The following is a 16,356-nucleotide window of genomic DNA, read 5'->3' as shown; positions in this document are numbered from 1 at the left end:
GCACGGCGACAGCGAGGTCGCTGCCGACCCGCGCTCCGCGGGCGTGCAGGCACCACGCTGACCGGCGGCCCCGGCCCGGCTCCCTCCACGGGCCGGGCCGTCGTGCTGTGCGCGGGGTGCCCGGGCGTCGTCCGCGGTCCGACGCCGCGTCCGCGGGTGCCGACGCTCCGCCCGCGGAGCCCGCGCCGCGTCCTCCGACCTCCGCGGATCAGCGGCGGAGTCCGTGGCCGCCGCGTCGGTGGCTGCCGAGGCCGTCGCCGCAGAGTCCGCAGCCGCGCAGCCCGTCGCCGCCCAGCCGCTGCGCACCGGGGTGCGCGATGCTCGGGCGATGCCGCTCGTCGTCCCCGATGCCCTCGTCCCGCTCGCGCTCCGGCTCGCCCGTGCGAACCGCACCTTCGTCAGCGCGGAGGGAGCCCGTCGCCGCATCCGGGAGCGCGCGCTCCGTCCCGCCTCCTACGGCCCGCCGCCCCGCCTCCGGCCCGGCGTGCGCGTCGACGTGGAGCAGGTCGGCTCCTGGCCGGTCTACACGATCCGCCCGCGGGTGATCCGCGGCGGCGTCGTCTACGTCCACGGCGGCGGCTGGGTGAACGAGATCGCGCCCCAGCACTGGTGGCTCGCCGCCCGCATCGCCGACGAGGCCTCCGTCGCGGTGACCCTCCCGATCTACCCGCTCGTGCCCTTCGGCACGGCGCTCGAGGCGCGCGACGGTGTCCGCGCCCTGGTGCTGCGGAGTCTTGAGCGGCACGGGGCGACCTGCCTCGCCGGCGACTCTGCGGGCGGCCAGATCGCCCTCTCGACGGCCCTCGCCCTGCGCGACGAGGGGGTGGTCCTGCCGTGCACGACCCTCGTCTCGCCCGCACTCGACCTCTCCTGGAGCAACCCGCACATCCCCGAGGTGCAGCCGGCGGATCCGTGGCTCGGCACGCCGGGCGGTCGCGTCCTCGCCGAGAGCTGGCGCGGCTCCCTCGACCTGCTCGATCCCGTGGTCAGCCCGCTGTTCGGAGACCTGGCGGGCTTCGGTCCGCTCACCGTCTTCACCGGCACGCGTGACGTCCTCAATCCGGACGCCCACGTGCTGGCCGAGCGGGCGGCGGCCGCCGCGGTCCCGTTCGAGCTCCACGAGGCCGTCGGGCAGGTCCACGTATACCCGCTCGTGCCCACGCGGGCCGGCCGCGAGGCGCAGCACGACCTTGTCGAGGGGCTCCGCGCGGCGGTCTGACCACCGGCCGGCCCAGGCGTCCGGCAGGCTCCTCTCAGTCCGTCTTCCGGACGGCGGACGGCGCCTCCGCCCGCTCGTCCACGACGTCGAGGCGAGCCAGCGCGTTCGCCGTCCCCCGGCGGCCCCGCGTCGCGACCAGGCCGATCATCGCGGCCGCCGCGAGGACGAAGGCGAGCAGCGACCAGAACCCGCCCTCGACGGCGAGCAGGGTCGACCAGCCGCCCGATCCCGCCGCCCAGCGCACGAGCCGCTGCCAGAGGAGCGGTCGCGGCTCGGGACGCAGGCGCACCACCGTCTCGCCGAGGGTCCGCCCGGACCGCAGCACGATCACCAGCTGGAGCAGCGGAGCGACGAACGGCAGGGCTCCGAGAACCACGTCCCCGGGGCTCGAGCGCGTGTCCACCCCCGCGAGCACGAGGCCGACCCCGGTGATCGAGACGAGCGCGCCCGTGATGAGGCTCAGCGCGAGCACGTCGCAGAACATGCCGAAGGCGCGGCGGCGGATCGTGACCGGGCGGGCCAGCTCCGGCACCGCGCCCTCGGTCCGGCGGGTGAAGAGGAGGAGGACGGGGGAGAGGAGGGTGCCGAGCAGGGCGCCGGCCGTGTTGGCCAGCAGGTCGTCGACGTCGAAGAGCCGGTAGGCGCACGGGTAGAGGAACCAGTCGCCCGTGAGCTGCGTGACCTCGATGAGGAGCGAGACGGCGAAGCCGACGGCGGTGCCGCCGATCATCCCGGCGACGAGGCGCCCGCGCAGAGCGAGGTGGCGGACGAGCATCCCGAGGGGGACGAAGAAGACCACGTTCAGGAGCACCTGCGCGGACGCGGGGTTCGTCAGCAGCGCGCGGGGCCCGTCGATCCCGCCCTCCTTCGCGATGTCGCCGACGAAGGCGAACAGGCGCAGCTGCGGACCCGATCCGGTGCGGCAGGCGGCGGCGACCGTCGCCTCGTCGGGCAGGGGGAGGAGCGTGTAGGTGACGAGGGCGAGCGCGTAGACCACGGCGGCGAAGGCCACCACCGCGTTGCCGATCCCGAGGACGCCGCGGCGCCGGTACTGCAGGGCGGCCCAGGGCACGAGGCCCACGAGGGCGACGGCGGAGCCGAACAGGAGGGCGAGCACGGCGGAGGTCATGCGTCGACAGTAGGAGAGTGGAGGCCGATCCCCACCGACAGGCGCGTCGGGGATCTCCGCCAGCGCGATTCGTCCCTCCCCAGCGCGGGATCCGGGCGCTCCTCCACGGATCCGAGCGATCCCCGCCCGCCGCCGCCACGCCCTGCTAGCGTTTCCTGGGTCGCGTCCAAGAAACGCGTGCACCCCCGACCCCTCCACGAAAGACGTCATGCCGCTGCGCTCCCGCCTCCTCGCCCTCCCCGCCGCCGTCGCGGCCGCCGCGCTCCTGCTCAGCGGCTGCACCGCCGAGACGCCCGACGCCTCCAGCAGCCCCGTCGACGGCGGGACCCTCACCTACGCGTCCGGCGACGCCGAGCCCACCTGCCTCGACCCGCACGTCGGCGGCAACTACCCGCAGGCGCTCCTCGCGACACAGGTGCTCGAGTCGCTCGTCTCGCGCGACGCCGACGGCACCATCACGCCGTGGCTGGCCGAGTCGTGGACCGTCTCGGACGACGCGCTCAGCTACGACTTCACCCTGCGCGAGGGCGCGACCTTCACCGACGGCACCGCCCTCGACGCGGAGGCGGTCGCCGCGAACATCGCGCACCTGCAGGACCCGGCGACCAAGTCCTCCACCGGCTACCTCGCCGTGGCGAAGGTCGCCTCCGTCACCGCGGTCTCGCCGACCGTCGCCCGCTTCACCCTGACCGCGCCGGACAGTGCGCTGCTCGAGTCGCTCGCGCAGCCGTGGACCGCGATCGAGTCGCCCGCCGGCATCGCCCGCGGCGAGGAGGCGAACTGCGAGGCGCCCGTCGGCACCGGCCCCTTCACCGTCTCGGAGTGGGTCAAGCAGGACCACGTGACCCTCACCCGCAACGAGGCCTACGACGCGTCGACCGGCCCGACCGGGGACGGCCACGAGGGCCCCGCGCACCTGGCGAGCATCACCTGGCGCTTCATCCCCGACTCCGCCACCCGCTACGCGGCGCTGCAGTCGGGCGAGGTCGACGTGCTCGACAACGCCCAGCCCGACACACTGAAGGCCGCGACCGGAGCCACCGACCTCGTCGAGCTCGACGCGCCCCGGCCCGGCTCGGTCAACCGCCTCGAGCTCAACTCCGGGCAGGCGCCGTTCGACGACGAGTCCGTCCGCGAGGCGTTCGTCCGCGGCGTCGGCGTGAACGACGCGATCGACTCCCTCTTCTTCGGCACCGCCGAGCGCTCCTACTCCCCGCTGTCCAGCCGCGAGGCGACCGCGTACTCCGACCCGTCGCTCTTCGAGGACGCCGGGTCCGACTCCGAGACGGCCGCCGCCGAGGACCTGCTCGAGAAGGCCGGCTGGGTGGACTCGGACGGCGACGGCATCCGCGAGAAGGACGGCACGCCGCTGACGCTGCGATTCCCCGTCAGCACCAACCAGTCGATCCCGGCCGAGCAGTCGCTGTTCGAGCAGATCCAGGCCTCGGCGAAGACCCTCGGCTTCGACGTGCGGATCAGCCTGCTCGACCTGTCGAGCTGGTACACCGCCCTCGCGTCGAACGAGTACGAGCTGGTGAGCGCCCCGTACACGAAGGTCGGACCCGACGTGCTGCGGATCCTCTACTCCTCCTCGGGCATCACCCCCGCGCCGAGCGGCTACTTCGCCAACCACGCGCAGATCGCCGACCCCGCGCTCGACTCGCTTCTCGAGCAGGCGAGCGCCACGACCGACGAGGACGCCCGCGCCGACCTGTACGAGCAGGCGCAGCGGATCGTCCTCGAGGGCTACTGGATCCTGCCGCTCTACGACCAGCAGAACCACTACCTGCACCGGGCGGCCGTCCAGGGCCTCGTCGCCCTCGACACCGTGTCGACCCCCTGGTTCGCCGACGCCTGGGTCTGACCCGGCCCCGGCGAGCCGCCTGCACCGATCGATGAGCGGACGCGTGCCGGTCGAGTAGTCGCCGCGGTGGCGCATCGAGACCCCGCGATCGGGATGGGCGGATCTCGATGCGCCCGCTCCGCGGGCTGCTCGATCAGCAGGGGTCCGTCCTCCATGCTGGTCGAGTAGCCGCCGTCGGTCGCGCATCGCGTGCTCCGGAGGGAGCGGACCTCGACGACGCCCCCCCTCCACCGCCCTGACCAGAGAGGACGCCCGCCCGCATGATCCGTCGCGTGCTCCTCCGCCTCGGTGGCGCCCTCGTGGTGCTGTGGGCCGTCGCGACCGCCGTCTTCGTCCTCATCCGCCTCGTCCCCGGCGATCCGGCGCAGGCGATCCTCGGCGGTCCGGGCTCGCAGGCGTCGCCCGAGGCGCTCGCCGCGGTGCGGGAGCAGTACGGCCTCGACCAGCCGCTCCTCGTGCAGTACCTGGTGCAGCTCGGCAGGCTCGCGCGCGGCGACCTCGGCACCTCCTACTCCCTGCGCACTCCCGTCGCGCAGATCCTCGGCGAGCAGTTGCCCGGCACCCTCCTGCTCGCCGTGCTCGCGCTCACCGCCGCGTGGATCCTGGCGCTCGCGACCGCCCTCTGGTCGACCCGGGGTGGCCGCCTCGCCGCCGCGGTCGGGTCCGGCCTCGAGCTCACGGCAGCCGCGCTCCCGCACTTCTGGCTGGCGACCGTGCTGATCGCCGTCTTCGCGACCGCGCTGCGCTGGCTGCCCCCGGTCAGCACCGGGTCGCCCGCCGGGCTGGTGCTGCCGACGCTCACCCTCGCGATCCCGCTGGCGGGCTTCCTCGGCCAGGTGATGCGCCGCTCCCTCCTCGACGCGCTGGAGTCGCCGTTCGTGCTCGCCGCTCGGGCGCGCGGCGAGGGCGAGCTCGGCGTCCGCGCCCGCCACGCGCTGCGCCACGCGGTGCTGCCAGGGGTCTCGCTCTCGGGCTGGGCGTTCGGCTACCTGATCGGCGGGGCCGTGGTGGTCGAGACGATCTTCGCGAGGCCGGGGCTCGGCCGGACTCTGCTCGCGGCGGTGACCGTCCGTGACGTGCCGGTGGTGACGGGTGTCGTGCTGGTCACGGCGCTGGCGTACATCGTCGTGACCCTCGCCACCGATCTGCTGACCCGCGTGATCGACCCGCGGCTGGCCCGGCGGGAGGCGGTCGCGTGAGCGAGCTCGAGCTGCGCGCCGCCCGCCCGCTCCGCCGGGGTCCCTCCCGCCTCCGCGCCGGCGAGGTGCTGGCCGCGTTCTTCGTCGTGCTGCTCCTGCTCGCCGCCGTCGCGCCCGGCCTGCTCGCCCCCTCCGATCCGCTCGCCGTCGCCCCGCGCGACGCCTTCACCCCACCGGGTGCCGCGCACCTGCTCGGCACCGACGAGTCCGGTCGCGACGTCCTCAGCCGCCTCATCGCGGGGGCCGGCGCATCCCTCCTGATCGGCGCCAGCGCCACCGCGATCGGCCTCGTCCTCGGCGCGGTGCTCGGGGTGGTCGCGGCGTTCGGCGGCCGCGTCGTCGACGGCGTGATCGGCCGCGTGCTCGAGGTGCTCTTCGCCTTCCCCGCGCTCCTGCTCGCGCTGCTCGTGATCGTGGTCACGGGTCCCGGAGTCGTCCCCGCCACCATCGCGGTCGGCCTCTCGACCGCGCCGGGGTACGCCCGCATCCTGCGCACGCAGCTGCTCGGCATCCGCGACTCCGGCTACGTCGAGGCGACGCGCGTGCTGGGGCACGGACCCGTCCGCATCCTCGTCCGGCACGTCCTCCCCAACACCTTCGGGCCGCTCGCCGTGCTGGCGACCCTCGGCGTCGGCCAGGCGATCGTCTGGGCCTCGGCCCTCAGCTACCTGGGCCTGGGCGCCGAGCCGCCCGCGCCGGAGTGGGGCGCGATGCTCTCGGCGGGCCGCACCTACCTCGCGAGCGCGTGGTGGCTGACCGTGTTCCCGGGGCTGGCGATCGTGCTGACCACGATCGCGACGACGGTCCTCGGCGGGCGTCTGCGGGGTGCGCGGTGAGCGCGGTCGTCGTCGAGGGGCTCCGGGTCGCCTTCGACGGAGTCGAGGTGGTGCACGGGGTCTCGTTCCGCGTGGAGCCGGGGGAGTGCGTCGCGATCGTCGGCGAGTCCGGGTCGGGCAAGAGCGTCACCGCGCGAGCGCTGCTGGGGCTGAGCGGAGGCGCCGTGACCGGGAGCGTCCGCGTCGGCGGGACCGAGGTGGTCGGAGCGGGCGAGTGGGAGCTGCGGCGGCTGCGCGGCGGATCCGTCGGCTTCGTCCCGCAGGACGCGCTGCTCTCGCTCGACCCGCTGCGCCCGATCGGCCGCGAGATCGGCGATGTGCTCCGCCTCCACGGCCGCCTCCCCGCGGCCGAGCGCGCGCAGCGGACGGTCGAGGCACTGGCGAGCGTCGGCATGCCGGAGCCGGCCGAGCGGATGCGGGAGCGCTCCGGCGACCTCTCCGGCGGGCTCCGCCAGCGCGCCCTCCTCGCGGCGGCCGTGGCGCTCGATCCGCCGCTGCTCGTCGCCGACGAGCCGACCACCGCGCTCGACGTGACCGTCCAGGCCCGCGTGCTCGAGCTCTTCGCCGAGCAGAAGGCGCGCGGCCGGGCGCTCGTCCTGGTCTCGCACGACCTCGCGGTGGTGGCGGGCCTCGCCGACCGCATCCTCGTGCTCGCCGACGGCCGCGTGGTGGAGGAGGGGACCGCGGCCGAGGTGCTGCGCGCGCCCCGCAGCCCCGAGGCCCGCGCGCTCGTGGCCGCCGTCCCCGCCGGGCGCCCGCGCGGCTCCCGGCTCACCGACCCGACCGCACCGGCGACCCCGCCCGAGACCCCCGGCGAGGTCGTGGTCGCGGCCCGCGGTCTCGCCGCCCGCTTCCCGCTGCCCGGCGGAGGAGTGCGGGTCGCGGTCGACGACGTCGACCTCCGGCTGCGGCGCGGCGAGACCGTGGGGCTCGTCGGCGAGTCCGGGTCGGGCAAGAGCACGGTGGCCCGGCTCGTGCTGGCGCTGCGGCGTCCGGACGGGGGCGCCGTCGAGCTGTTCGGCGAGCCGTGGTCGGCAGCGACCGAGCGCTCCCGCCGTCCCCGCCGCCCGCGGATCGGCGCCGTCTACCAGGACAGCCTCTCCTCGTTCGACCCGCGCTGGAGCGTCGGCCGCCTCCTCCGCGACGCCGGCGCAGCCTCCGTGCCCGCGCTGCTCGAGAGCGTGGGGCTCGACCCCGCCCTGGAGCGGCGCTCGCCGCGGACCCTCTCCGGCGGTCAGCGCCAGCGCGTCTCGATCGCCCGGGCGCTGGCGACGCGCCCCGACGTGCTGATCTGCGACGAGCCCGTCTCGGCCCTCGACGTGTCGGTGCAGGCGCAGATCCTCGACCTGCTCGACGACCTGCAGCGCCGTCACGGCCTCGCCCTCCTCCTCATCTCGCACGACCTCGGCGTGATCGCCCACATGAGCGATCGCATCGCCGTGATGCGCGAGGGTCGGATCGTCGAGGCGGGGCCGGCCGCGTCGCTCCTCGCCGCGCCGCAGGAGGAGTACACGCGCCGCCTGCTCGCCGCCGCCCCGCGCCTCGAGCGCTGAGCCGTCCGCGGCGCCGCGCCCGCCCGCACCGCCGAGGCGCCGCGCTGCCCGCCGGGACACCGCCTCAGCAGCGGTGTCCCTCGAGCGCAGCGGTGTCTCGAAGCGCCCCCCGCGCAAGCCCGCGCCGGGAATCCGCCGCACCTCCACCACGTGTCGGACCTGCGGCGTAGCGTTGCCGAGGTGATGCGCCCGACGACCCAGACCCTCGGCCAGCTCCGTGCCTCCGGACACGTGCAGAAGAGCCTCCGCACCGAGATCCGCGACAACCTGCTCGACGCCCTGCGCGAGGGCCGCGACCCCTGGCCGGGCCTGCACGGCTTCGCCGAGACGGTCATCCCGCAGGTCGAGCGCGCCGTCATCGCCGGCCACGACATCGTCCTGCTGGGCGAGCGCGGCCAGGGCAAGACCCGCCTCCTGCGCACCCTCGTCGGCCTGCTCGACGAGTGGACGCCCGTCATCGAGGGGTCCGAGCTCGGCGAGCACCCCTACGAGCCGATCACCACGGAGAGCCGTCGCCGAGCGGAGGAGCTGGGCGAGGACCTGCCCGTCGCGTGGAAGCCCCGCGAGGAGCGCTACGTCGAGAAGCTGGCCACCCCCGACACCAGCGTCGCCGACCTCATCGGCGACGTCGACCCGATGAAGGTGGCCGAGGGCCGCAGCCTGGGCGACCCGGAGACCATCCACTTCGGCCTCATCCCGCGCAGCCACCGCGGCATCGTCGCGATCAACGAGCTGCCGGACCTCGCCGAGCGGATCCAGGTCGCCATGCTCAACGTGATGGAGGAGCGCGACATCCAGATCCGCGGCTACGTCCTCCGCCTCCCCCTCGACGTCCTCGTCGTCGCGAGCGCGAACCCGGAGGACTACACGAACCGCGGCCGGATCATCACGCCGCTGAAGGACCGCTTCGGCGCCGAGATCCGCACCCACTACCCGACCGCCCTCGTCGACGAGGTCGCCGTCATCCGGCAGGAGGCGGACCTCGTCGCGACCGTGCCCGACGCGCTCATCGAGATCCTCGCCCGCTTCACGCGGGCCCTGCGCGAGTCGAGCTCCGTCGACCAGCGCAGCGGTGTCAGCGCCCGCTTCGCCATCGCCGGCGCCGAGACCATCGCCGCCGCCGCCCTGCACCGCGCAACCCGCCGCGGCGAGGAGGAGGCGGTCGCCCGCCCCATCGACCTCGAGACCGCCGTCGACGTGCTCGGCGGCAAGATCGAGTTCGAGTCGGGGGAGGAGGGCCGCGAGGACGAGATCCTCGACCACCTGCTCCGCCAGGCCACCGCCGAGACCGTCCGCGCCCACCTGCGCGGCGTCGACCTCGGGCCGCTCGTCGAGGCGGTCGAGAACGGCGCGATGATCACGACCGGCGAGCAGGTGACCGCCCGCGAGTTCCTGGCCGGCCTGCCGCTGCTGGGCGAGGCCCGCGTGTACGACGAGGTCGCCGAGCGCCTCGACGCCGTGGGGGAGGGGCGCCGCGCCGGAGCGGTCGAGCTCGCCCTCGAGGGCCTCTACCTCTCGCGCAAGCTGAGCAAGGAGACGGGCGGGGGCGAGGCCGTCTATGGCTGATGCTCCGCGCGGCAACCGGCGGCTGAAGCGCGACGCGCGCTACGCGAAGTACGACGGGGGACCCGATCCGCTCGCTCCTCCGGTCGACCTGAAGGAGGCCCTCGACGCGATCGGCGAGGACGTGATGGGCGGCACCTCGCCCGAGCGCGCCCTGCGCGAGTTCCTCCGCCGGGGCACCCGCGACCGCGAGGGCCTGGACGACCTGGCCGCCCGCGTCGCCGAGCGGCGTCGCGAGCTCACGCAGAGGAACAACCTCGACGGCACGCTCCGCGAGATCCGCGAGCTCCTCGACAGGGCCGTCCTCGCCGAGCGCAAGCAGCTCGCCCGCGACACGCAGATTGACGACGGCGACCGCGCGCTCGCCGAGATCCAGCTCGACAGCCTCCCGCCCTCACCGGCCGCGGCCGTCTCGGAGCTCCGCGACTACCGCTGGCAGAGCCCCGAGGCGCGCGCCGACTTCGAGCGGATCCGCGAGCTCCTGGGCCGCGAGATGCTCGATCAGCGCTTCGAGGGGATGAAGCAGGCCCTCGAGAACGCGAGCGACGAGGACCGCGCCGCGATCGACGCGATGCTCCGCGACCTGAACGAGCTGCTCGAGGCGCACGCGCGCGGGGAGGACACGCCCGAGCAGTTCGACGCCTTCATGGAGCAGCACGGCGAGTACTTCCCCGAGGGACCGGAGTCGGTGGACGAGCTGATCGACGCGCTCGCCGCCCGCGCGGCCGCGGCCCAGCGGATGCGCAACTCGATGACCGCAGAGCAGCGCGCCGAGCTCGACGCGCTCGCCCAGGAAGCCTTCGGCACGCCGGAGCTCATGCAGTCCCTCGGCCGCCTCGACGAGACCCTGCGGGGGCTCCGTCCCGGCGAGGACTGGGGCGGCTCCGAGCGGATGGACGGCGAGCAGGGTCTCGGCCTCGGCGACGGGACGGGCGTGTTCCAGGAGCTGGCCGACCTCGACGCCCTCGCCGACCAGCTCGCGCAGACGGACCGCTCCTCCCTCGACGACCTCGACCTCGACCTGCTGGCGAAGCGGCTCGGCGAGGACGCCTCCGTCGACGCGCAGACGCTGAAGCGCCTGGAGCGGGCCCTGCGCGACTCCGGGACTTTGCGCCGCGGCTCCGACGGCCGCCTCGCCCTCAGCCCGAAAGCCATGCGCCAGCTCGGGAAGGCGCTCCTGCGCGACATCGCCGAGACCGTCTCCGGCCGTCAGGGCGCCCGCGACGTCCGGCGCGCGGGCGCGGCCGGCGAGCGCTCCGGAGCGACGCGCTCGTGGGAGTTCGGCGACACCGAGGCCTGGGACATCCCCCGTACGGTGACCAACGCCCTCACCCGCAGCGCCGGCGAGGGCCGACCGGTCGGTTCGGGGGTGCGCATCCTGATCGACGACGTCGAGGTGCAGGAGACGGAGGCGCGCACGCAGGCCTGTGTCGCGCTCCTCGTCGACACGTCGTTCTCGATGGCGATGGACGGCCGCTGGGTGCCGATGAAGCGCACCGCGCTCGCCCTGCACACCCTGATCAGCAGCCGGTTCCGCGGAGACGCGCTGCAGCTCGTCGCCTTCGGCCGACGCGCCGAGGTGATGGACGTCGAGCAGCTGGTGGGCCTGGACGCGGAGTGGGACAAGGGCACGAACCTGCACCACGCGCTGCTGCTGGCCAACCGGCACTTCCGCAAGCACCCGAACGCGCAGCCGGTGCTGCTCATCGTCACCGACGGCGAGCCGACCGCGCACCTCGAGCCCGACGGCGGCGTCTTCTTCGACTACCCGCCGGACCCGCTGACGGTCGCCGTCTCGGTCCGCGAGCTCGACGCGTCGCTCCGCCTCGGCGCGCACACCACGTTCTTCCGCCTGGGTGACGACCCGGGCCTCGCGCGCTTCATCGACTCGCTCGCCCGCCGGGTCGGCGGCTCGGTGGTGAACCCGGAGGCGGAGGACCTGGGAGCGGCCGTCGTCTCCTCCTACCTCGGCGCTCGCGGCGCGGGTCCGGGAGGCGGCGGGACGCCGGGCGAGGAGCTGTTCGGCCGCGGCTGGAGCTTCTGAGCCGTTCAGGATGCAGGAGGGACCTGCTCCCGCGCCTGAGGATCAGAGCGTCTCCGCCGCTCCGGAGGCGTTCGTCCCGAGTTCCGACCGCGCCCGGCTCAGAACAGCGGCCAGGGCACCGCGGGCATCCCGCCCCGCGGGCCCGGGAAGCGGCCGAAGGAGCCGAGCCGCTCGCAGCGCTTGGCGAACGCGGCGACCTCGTCCTCGGTGAGCAGCTCCGAGAGCGCCTCGCCGAGCGGTCCGTCGATCTGCGCGCGCAGGAGCGCCAGCGCCGTCAGCTCCTCCTCGAGCAGCGGTTCGCCGATCCAGCCCCAGAGGACCGTGCGCAGCTTGTGCTCGGAGTGGAAGGTGAGGCCGTGGTCGACCCCGTAGCGGTGGCCGTCGGGCAGCGCGAGCACGTGCCCGCCCTTCCTGTCCGCGTTGTTGGCGACCACGTCGAACACGGCCATCCGGCGCAGCGCCGTCGAGTCCTCGTGCACGAGGGAGATGTCGCGGTCCTCCTCGTCGCTGCCGTCGAGGACGTGCCGCCATCCGTCGGGCACGGCGTCGGCGGGCACCAGGTCGACCGCGTCCTGGTCCGGATCGATGTCCTGCCAGAGCTGGACCATGCCCGGCCCGAGCGGACCGTCGCGGAGCCACGTGCGCGGCACCACGTTCCAGCCGAGCGCCTCCGAGACGAGGTACGCGGCGACCTCGCGGCCCGCGAGCACGCCGTCCGGGAAGTCCCACAGCGGCTTCTCGCCCGAGATCGGCTTGTAGACGACGGACGTCTCGCCGAGCTGCGCGAGGAACGTCGCGTTCGAGGCGATCGTGATCCGGCCGGCCAGCTCCAGCTCGCCGTCGAGCCCGCCCGGGTCGCTCATGCGAGCGGGCAGTCGTGCCCGTCGGGATCCATCGGCTCGCCGCAGCGGGGGCAGAGCGGACGTCCGGCGCCGACGACCTCGAGGGTGCGCTTCGCGAAGGCGCGCGCCGTGCCGACCGGGATCTTCACCTGCAGCATCTCGGTGGGCTCGGGCTCCTCCTCGGAGTCGTCCTCCGCCTCGGTCAGCGGGTAGGCCTCGATCACGATCTGCGCGGTGGACGGGTCCCAGCCGAGGCTGAGACCGCCGACGCGGAACTCGGGCTCCACGGGCTGGTCGAGGGGGTCGTTGTCGACGAGCTCCGGGGGAGTGCCGGCGGGGACGCTGACCGGGTTGCCCTGGGCGGTCATCAGCTGGTCGAGGATCTCGTCGATCTTCTCGGCGAGGAGGGCCGACTGCTGCTTCTCGAGGCCGACGCTGACCACGCGGGGCCCGGTCTTGGCCTGGAGGTAGAAGGAGCGCGAGCCGGGTGAGCCGACGGTCCCCACGACGACGCGATCGGGCCAGTCGAATCCGTGCACGATCGGAGGCATGCCCCCAGTCTACGAGCGCCCGCCTCCGCGGTGGCTGCGCGCGTCGGGCTCGGGCGGCCTGCTGATCGAGCAGCCGTCTCTTCTGCGGACCGAGCCCTCCGCGGAGCGGGCGCATCGAGATCCACCGCCGCCGAGCACCCGCGTCCCTGCCGCTCGATCGAGCCCTGAAGCGGCCCTCCCGAACCGCGCCTACTCGTGCCCCGCCCCGCCCCCCACGGCGGCGTCCGCCACAGGGGCCGCCTTCCGCAGCCAGCCCAGGTCCCCGGCGTCCGTGTTCATCGCGACGACCTCGGGCCGCCCCGCGCCGTAGCGGATGATCGACACCGACGCCGGTCCGACGCTGAGCCTCTGGAACAGGTCGAGGTGCATGCCGAGCGCGTCCGCGAGGATCGCCTTGATCGTGTCGCCGTGGCTGACCGCCGCCCACACCGCGCCGGACCCGTGCTCCTCCGCCACCGCCGCGTCGTGCCGGCGGATCGCCGACACGGCCCGGGCCTGCATCGCGAGCATCCCCTCGCCGCCGGGGAACACCACCGCGGAGGGCTGGTTCTGCACCGTCGCCCAGAGCGGCTCCGTCGCGAGATCCCGCAGCGAGCGCCCCGACCAGTCGCCGTAGTCGCACTCGGTGATGCCCTTGTCGATCACCGTCGCCGGCGATCCCGTCTGCCGCTCGAGGACGAAGCGCGTGGTCTGCCGGCACCGCTCGAGCGGGCTCGACACCACGGTCGCGAGCTCGACCGCCGCCAGCCGCTCCCCGGTGCGCGCCGCCTGCGTGCGTCCGACGTCGTCGAGCCGCACTCCGGCGGTGCGTCCGGCGAGGATCCCCGCGGTGTTCGCGGTGGTGCGTCCGTGCCGGACGAGGAGGAGCGTGGGCATGGGGCCAGCGTAGGCGGCCGTGCTCCCGCCCCGCCCCGTCGAGGGGCCGGGGCCGCGCGACTCCATCGCGGGACGGATGCCCCGACCGCAGCGCCTGCCTAGGGTGGAGGAGCGGCCGCCCACCGCGGCCCGGAAGGGACACACATGGACGGGACGACGCCCCCCGGCATTCCCCAGGACGGCACGGACACCGAGAGCCCCGCCGCGCGCACCGCCGCCGACGGCACCGCTGCCGAGCACACCGACTCCGCGCACACCGATTCCGCGACCCCCGCGTGGGCCGCCCCCGAGGCCTCCGGCCGCCACGGCGAGGTCGCTCTGCGGATCCGCGGCCTGCGCAAGCGCTTCGGCGACAAGGAGGCCGTGAAGGACATCGACCTCGACGTCCCCGCCGGCTCCTTCTTCGGGCTCGTCGGCCCCAACGGCGCGGGCAAGACGACGACCCTCTCGATGGCCACGGCCCTGCTCCGCCCCGACAGCGGCGTCGTCACGATCCACGAGGTCGACGTCTGGAAGGACACCCTCGAGGCGAAGCGGCTGATCGGCGTCCTCGCCGACGGCGTCAAGCTGTTCGACCGCCTCACCGGTCTCCAGCTCGTCACCTACTACGGCCTGCTCTGCGGGCTCGAGCGCTCCGTCGTCGTCGAGCGGACCGACGACCTCCTCGCCCTGCTCGGCCTCGATCCGGCCGACCGCACGCTCGTCGTGGACTACTCCGCGGGCATGACCAAGAAGATCGCGCTCGCCTGCGCGCTCGTGCGCGCCCCGCGCCTCCTGGTGCTCGACGAGCCGTTCGAGTCGGTCGACCCGGTCTCGGCGGCGAACATCCGCGACATCCTGACCGGCTTCGTCGCGTCGGGCGGCACGGTCATCGTCTCGTCCCACTCCATGGACCTCGTCGAGCGGATGTGCGACCGGGTCGCCGTCATCGCCGACGGCCGCGTGCTCGCCTCCGGCACCCTCGAGGAGGTCCGCGCCGGCTCCAGCCTCGAGGAGCGCTTCGTCGAGCTGGTCGGCGGCCGCACCCACCAGGAGGGACCGGCATGGTTGCGCATCTCCTGAGGCTGCGGCTGCTCCTGCTCCGCAACTCGCTGACGCGGAACGTGTGGCAGCTGATCGGCGTGATCCTCGGCGGTCTCTACGCGATCGCGGTGCTCGGCCTGGTCGCGGCCGGCCTGGTCGCGCTCGGAGGCACGGACCCGGCGTTCGCGAACGTCGCGATCGTCCTCGGCGGCTCCGCTCTGATCCTCGGCTGGGTGCTCGGGCCGATCTTCCTGTCCGGCTCCGACCAGAGCCTCGACCTGCCCACCCTCGCGACGTTCCCGATCCCGCTGCGGACCCTCCTCCTCGGGCTCGCCGCCGCGGGCCTCGCGGGCATCCCCGGCGTGGTGACCACGCTCGGGGCGCTCGCCTCCGCCGCCGCCTGGTGGAGCCGTCCGATCGGCATCCTGCCCGGCCTCGTCGCTGCGGTGATCGGCGTCGCGACCTGCGTGGTCGCGTCCCGCCTGATCGGCGCGCTCACCACGGGCCTGGGCTCGAGCCGCCGCTACCGCGAGGTGATCGGCGGCGTCGTGCTCGTCGTCGTCATCCTGCTCGGACCGCTCTTCTTCGGCCTGACGAACGTGATCCGCGACGGCCTGGACGTCCTGCCCGTGATCGCGGGCGCCCTCGGCTGGTCGCCGCTCGGCGCGATCTGGGCCGTCCCCGGATCCGTCGTCTCGGGCGACTGGGTCGCGGCGATCGCGCGCCTGCTGATCGGGCTCGCGACGCTGGCCGTCCTCGTCTGGGCGTGGGCCCGGGCGCTGCGGCACGCGCTCGCGGAGCCCGCCGCGTCCGGCGCGCACTCCGCCTCCGGATCCGCGGGCCTCGGCCTGTTCGGGCGCTTCCCCGGCACCCCGACCGGCGCCGTCGCCGCGCGTGCCCTCGGCTACTGGTGGCGCGACCCGCGCTACAGCCGCGGGCTCCTCGTCATCCCCGCCGTCGTCGTCCTCGCCGTGTTCTACTCCGCGATCGGCAGCGGCGGCGACACCTTCGTGCTGCTCTCGGCCGTGCTCGTCGGGCTGATCTTCGGCGTGACCCTCTGCGCTGACGTGTCGTACGACGGCACCGCCTGGGCGGCGCACGTCAGCTCCGGAGTGACGGGGTCGGCCGACCGCGCCGGTCGCGTCGTCGCCGCCGCGATCATCGGCGTCCCTGCGGTCGTCGTCGTGGCGGTGGGCACCGCGCTGTACGCGGGACGCGCCGACGCGATCCCGGCCGTGCTGGGCATGGCGCTGGCCCTCGTGCTCAGCGGGTTCGGAGTGTCGAGCGTCGCCTCGTCGCTCGTCGTCTACCCCGTGCCCGGGCCGGGGGACAGCCCGCTGAAGACGCCGCCGGGCTCCGGGATGATCTCGAGCGTCGTGATGCTGGGGAGCATGGCCGCGACCGGTCTGCTGGCGCTCCCGTCGATCGTCCTCGGCGCGATCTCGCTCATCGGCGGCGACCCGGCCTTCGGCCTGATCGGACTGGCGGCCGCCCTCGTGCTGGGCACCGTCTTCGCGCTGGTGGGCATCCGCGTCGGCGGTCGGATCGTCGACCGCCGAGCGCCGGAGCTGTTCGCCGCCCTCGTGACGATCGGCTGACGCGGGTGGCGGGGCGCGGGGCCGGCGGTGCCCGCCCGCTCCCCGTCTCCGCCCCGCTC

At 74.7% G+C, this 16,356-nt stretch carries 13 protein-coding genes; 9 read left to right on the top strand and 4 right to left on the bottom strand.

The window, feature by feature from the left end:
• Positions 1–223 precede the first annotated feature (223 nt).
• Positions 224–1,219: an alpha/beta hydrolase gene (locus tag C5B92_RS12900; protein ID WP_258061430.1), complete on the top strand. Its 996-nt coding sequence runs from the start codon at positions 224–226 to the stop codon at positions 1,217–1,219.
• A 34-nt stretch (positions 1,220–1,253) separates the two neighbouring features.
• On the opposite strand, the gene C5B92_RS12895 is transcribed toward C5B92_RS12900, so the two are convergent.
• Positions 1,254–2,348, bottom strand: a complete 1,095-nt coding sequence (locus tag C5B92_RS12895) for a VanZ family protein (RefSeq protein ID WP_181028826.1) — start codon at positions 2,346–2,348, stop codon at positions 1,254–1,256.
• A 208-nt stretch (positions 2,349–2,556) separates the two neighbouring features.
• Between C5B92_RS12895 and C5B92_RS12890 the strand changes: the two genes are divergently transcribed.
• The 6 genes from C5B92_RS12890 to C5B92_RS12865 all read left to right on the top strand — a co-directional run bounded on the left by C5B92_RS12890 (position 2,557) and on the right by C5B92_RS12865 (position 11,407).
• Complete coding sequence (locus C5B92_RS12890) at positions 2,557–4,212, top strand: ABC transporter substrate-binding protein (RefSeq protein ID WP_104350463.1); 1,656 nt, start codon at positions 2,557–2,559, stop codon at positions 4,210–4,212.
• A gap of 260 nt (positions 4,213–4,472) precedes the next feature.
• Complete coding sequence (locus tag C5B92_RS12885) at positions 4,473–5,411, top strand: ABC transporter permease (RefSeq protein WP_104225045.1); 939 nt, start codon at positions 4,473–4,475, stop codon at positions 5,409–5,411.
• On the top strand, positions 5,408–6,247 hold the full coding sequence (locus C5B92_RS12880; RefSeq protein WP_104350462.1) for an ABC transporter permease: 840 nt from the start codon (positions 5,408–5,410) through the stop codon (positions 6,245–6,247). Before C5B92_RS12885 ends, C5B92_RS12880 begins: the two co-directional genes overlap by 4 nt.
• Entirely contained in the window at positions 6,244–7,800 is a 1,557-nt protein-coding gene (locus tag C5B92_RS12875) for an ABC transporter ATP-binding protein (protein WP_104350461.1), read from the top strand. The genes C5B92_RS12880 and C5B92_RS12875 overlap by 4 nt, the downstream gene beginning before the upstream one ends.
• Positions 7,801–7,983: 183 nt before the next feature.
• Positions 7,984–9,366: a magnesium chelatase gene (locus C5B92_RS12870; RefSeq protein WP_104262318.1), complete on the top strand. Its 1,383-nt coding sequence runs from the start codon at positions 7,984–7,986 to the stop codon at positions 9,364–9,366.
• Positions 9,359–11,407 (top strand): VWA domain-containing protein, encoded by a 2,049-nt coding sequence (locus tag C5B92_RS12865; protein ID WP_104350460.1) that lies wholly within the window; start codon positions 9,359–9,361, stop codon positions 11,405–11,407. Before C5B92_RS12870 ends, C5B92_RS12865 begins: the two co-directional genes overlap by 8 nt.
• Before the next feature lie 98 nt (positions 11,408–11,505).
• Here the strand turns inward: C5B92_RS12865 and C5B92_RS12860 are convergent, their stop codons facing one another.
• The 3 genes from C5B92_RS12860 to C5B92_RS12850 all read right to left on the bottom strand — a co-directional run bounded on the left by C5B92_RS12860 (position 11,506) and on the right by C5B92_RS12850 (position 13,676).
• Positions 11,506–12,270, bottom strand: a complete 765-nt coding sequence (locus tag C5B92_RS12860) for an SCO1664 family protein (RefSeq protein ID WP_104226043.1) — start codon at positions 12,268–12,270, stop codon at positions 11,506–11,508.
• The gene (locus C5B92_RS12855; RefSeq protein WP_104225051.1) at positions 12,267–12,800 is read right to left on the bottom strand and encodes a DUF3090 domain-containing protein; all 534 of its coding nucleotides are present in this window, start codon (positions 12,798–12,800) and stop codon (positions 12,267–12,269) included. Before C5B92_RS12855 ends, C5B92_RS12860 begins: the two co-directional genes overlap by 4 nt.
• 189 nt (positions 12,801–12,989) lie before the next feature.
• A complete protein-coding gene (locus C5B92_RS12850; RefSeq protein WP_104350459.1) occupies positions 12,990–13,676 on the bottom strand; it encodes a histidine phosphatase family protein in 687 nt (228 codons plus the stop codon).
• Between the two features lie 144 nt (positions 13,677–13,820).
• Here C5B92_RS12850 and C5B92_RS12845 point away from each other — a divergent pair, with 144 nt between their 5' ends.
• On the top strand, positions 13,821–14,738 hold the full coding sequence (locus tag C5B92_RS12845; protein WP_104225053.1) for an ABC transporter ATP-binding protein: 918 nt from the start codon (positions 13,821–13,823) through the stop codon (positions 14,736–14,738).
• The gene (locus C5B92_RS12840) at positions 14,720–16,297 is read left to right on the top strand and encodes a transporter (protein ID WP_104350458.1); all 1,578 of its coding nucleotides are present in this window, start codon (positions 14,720–14,722) and stop codon (positions 16,295–16,297) included. Before C5B92_RS12845 ends, C5B92_RS12840 begins: the two co-directional genes overlap by 19 nt.
• Positions 16,298–16,356 lie beyond the last annotated feature (59 nt).

It is taken from the genome of Rathayibacter sp. AY1A4 (genome assembly GCF_002930955.1).
Classification (GTDB): Bacteria; Actinomycetota; Actinomycetes; order Actinomycetales; family Microbacteriaceae; genus Rathayibacter.
This window is presented reverse-complemented; position numbering and strand designations above follow the sequence as displayed.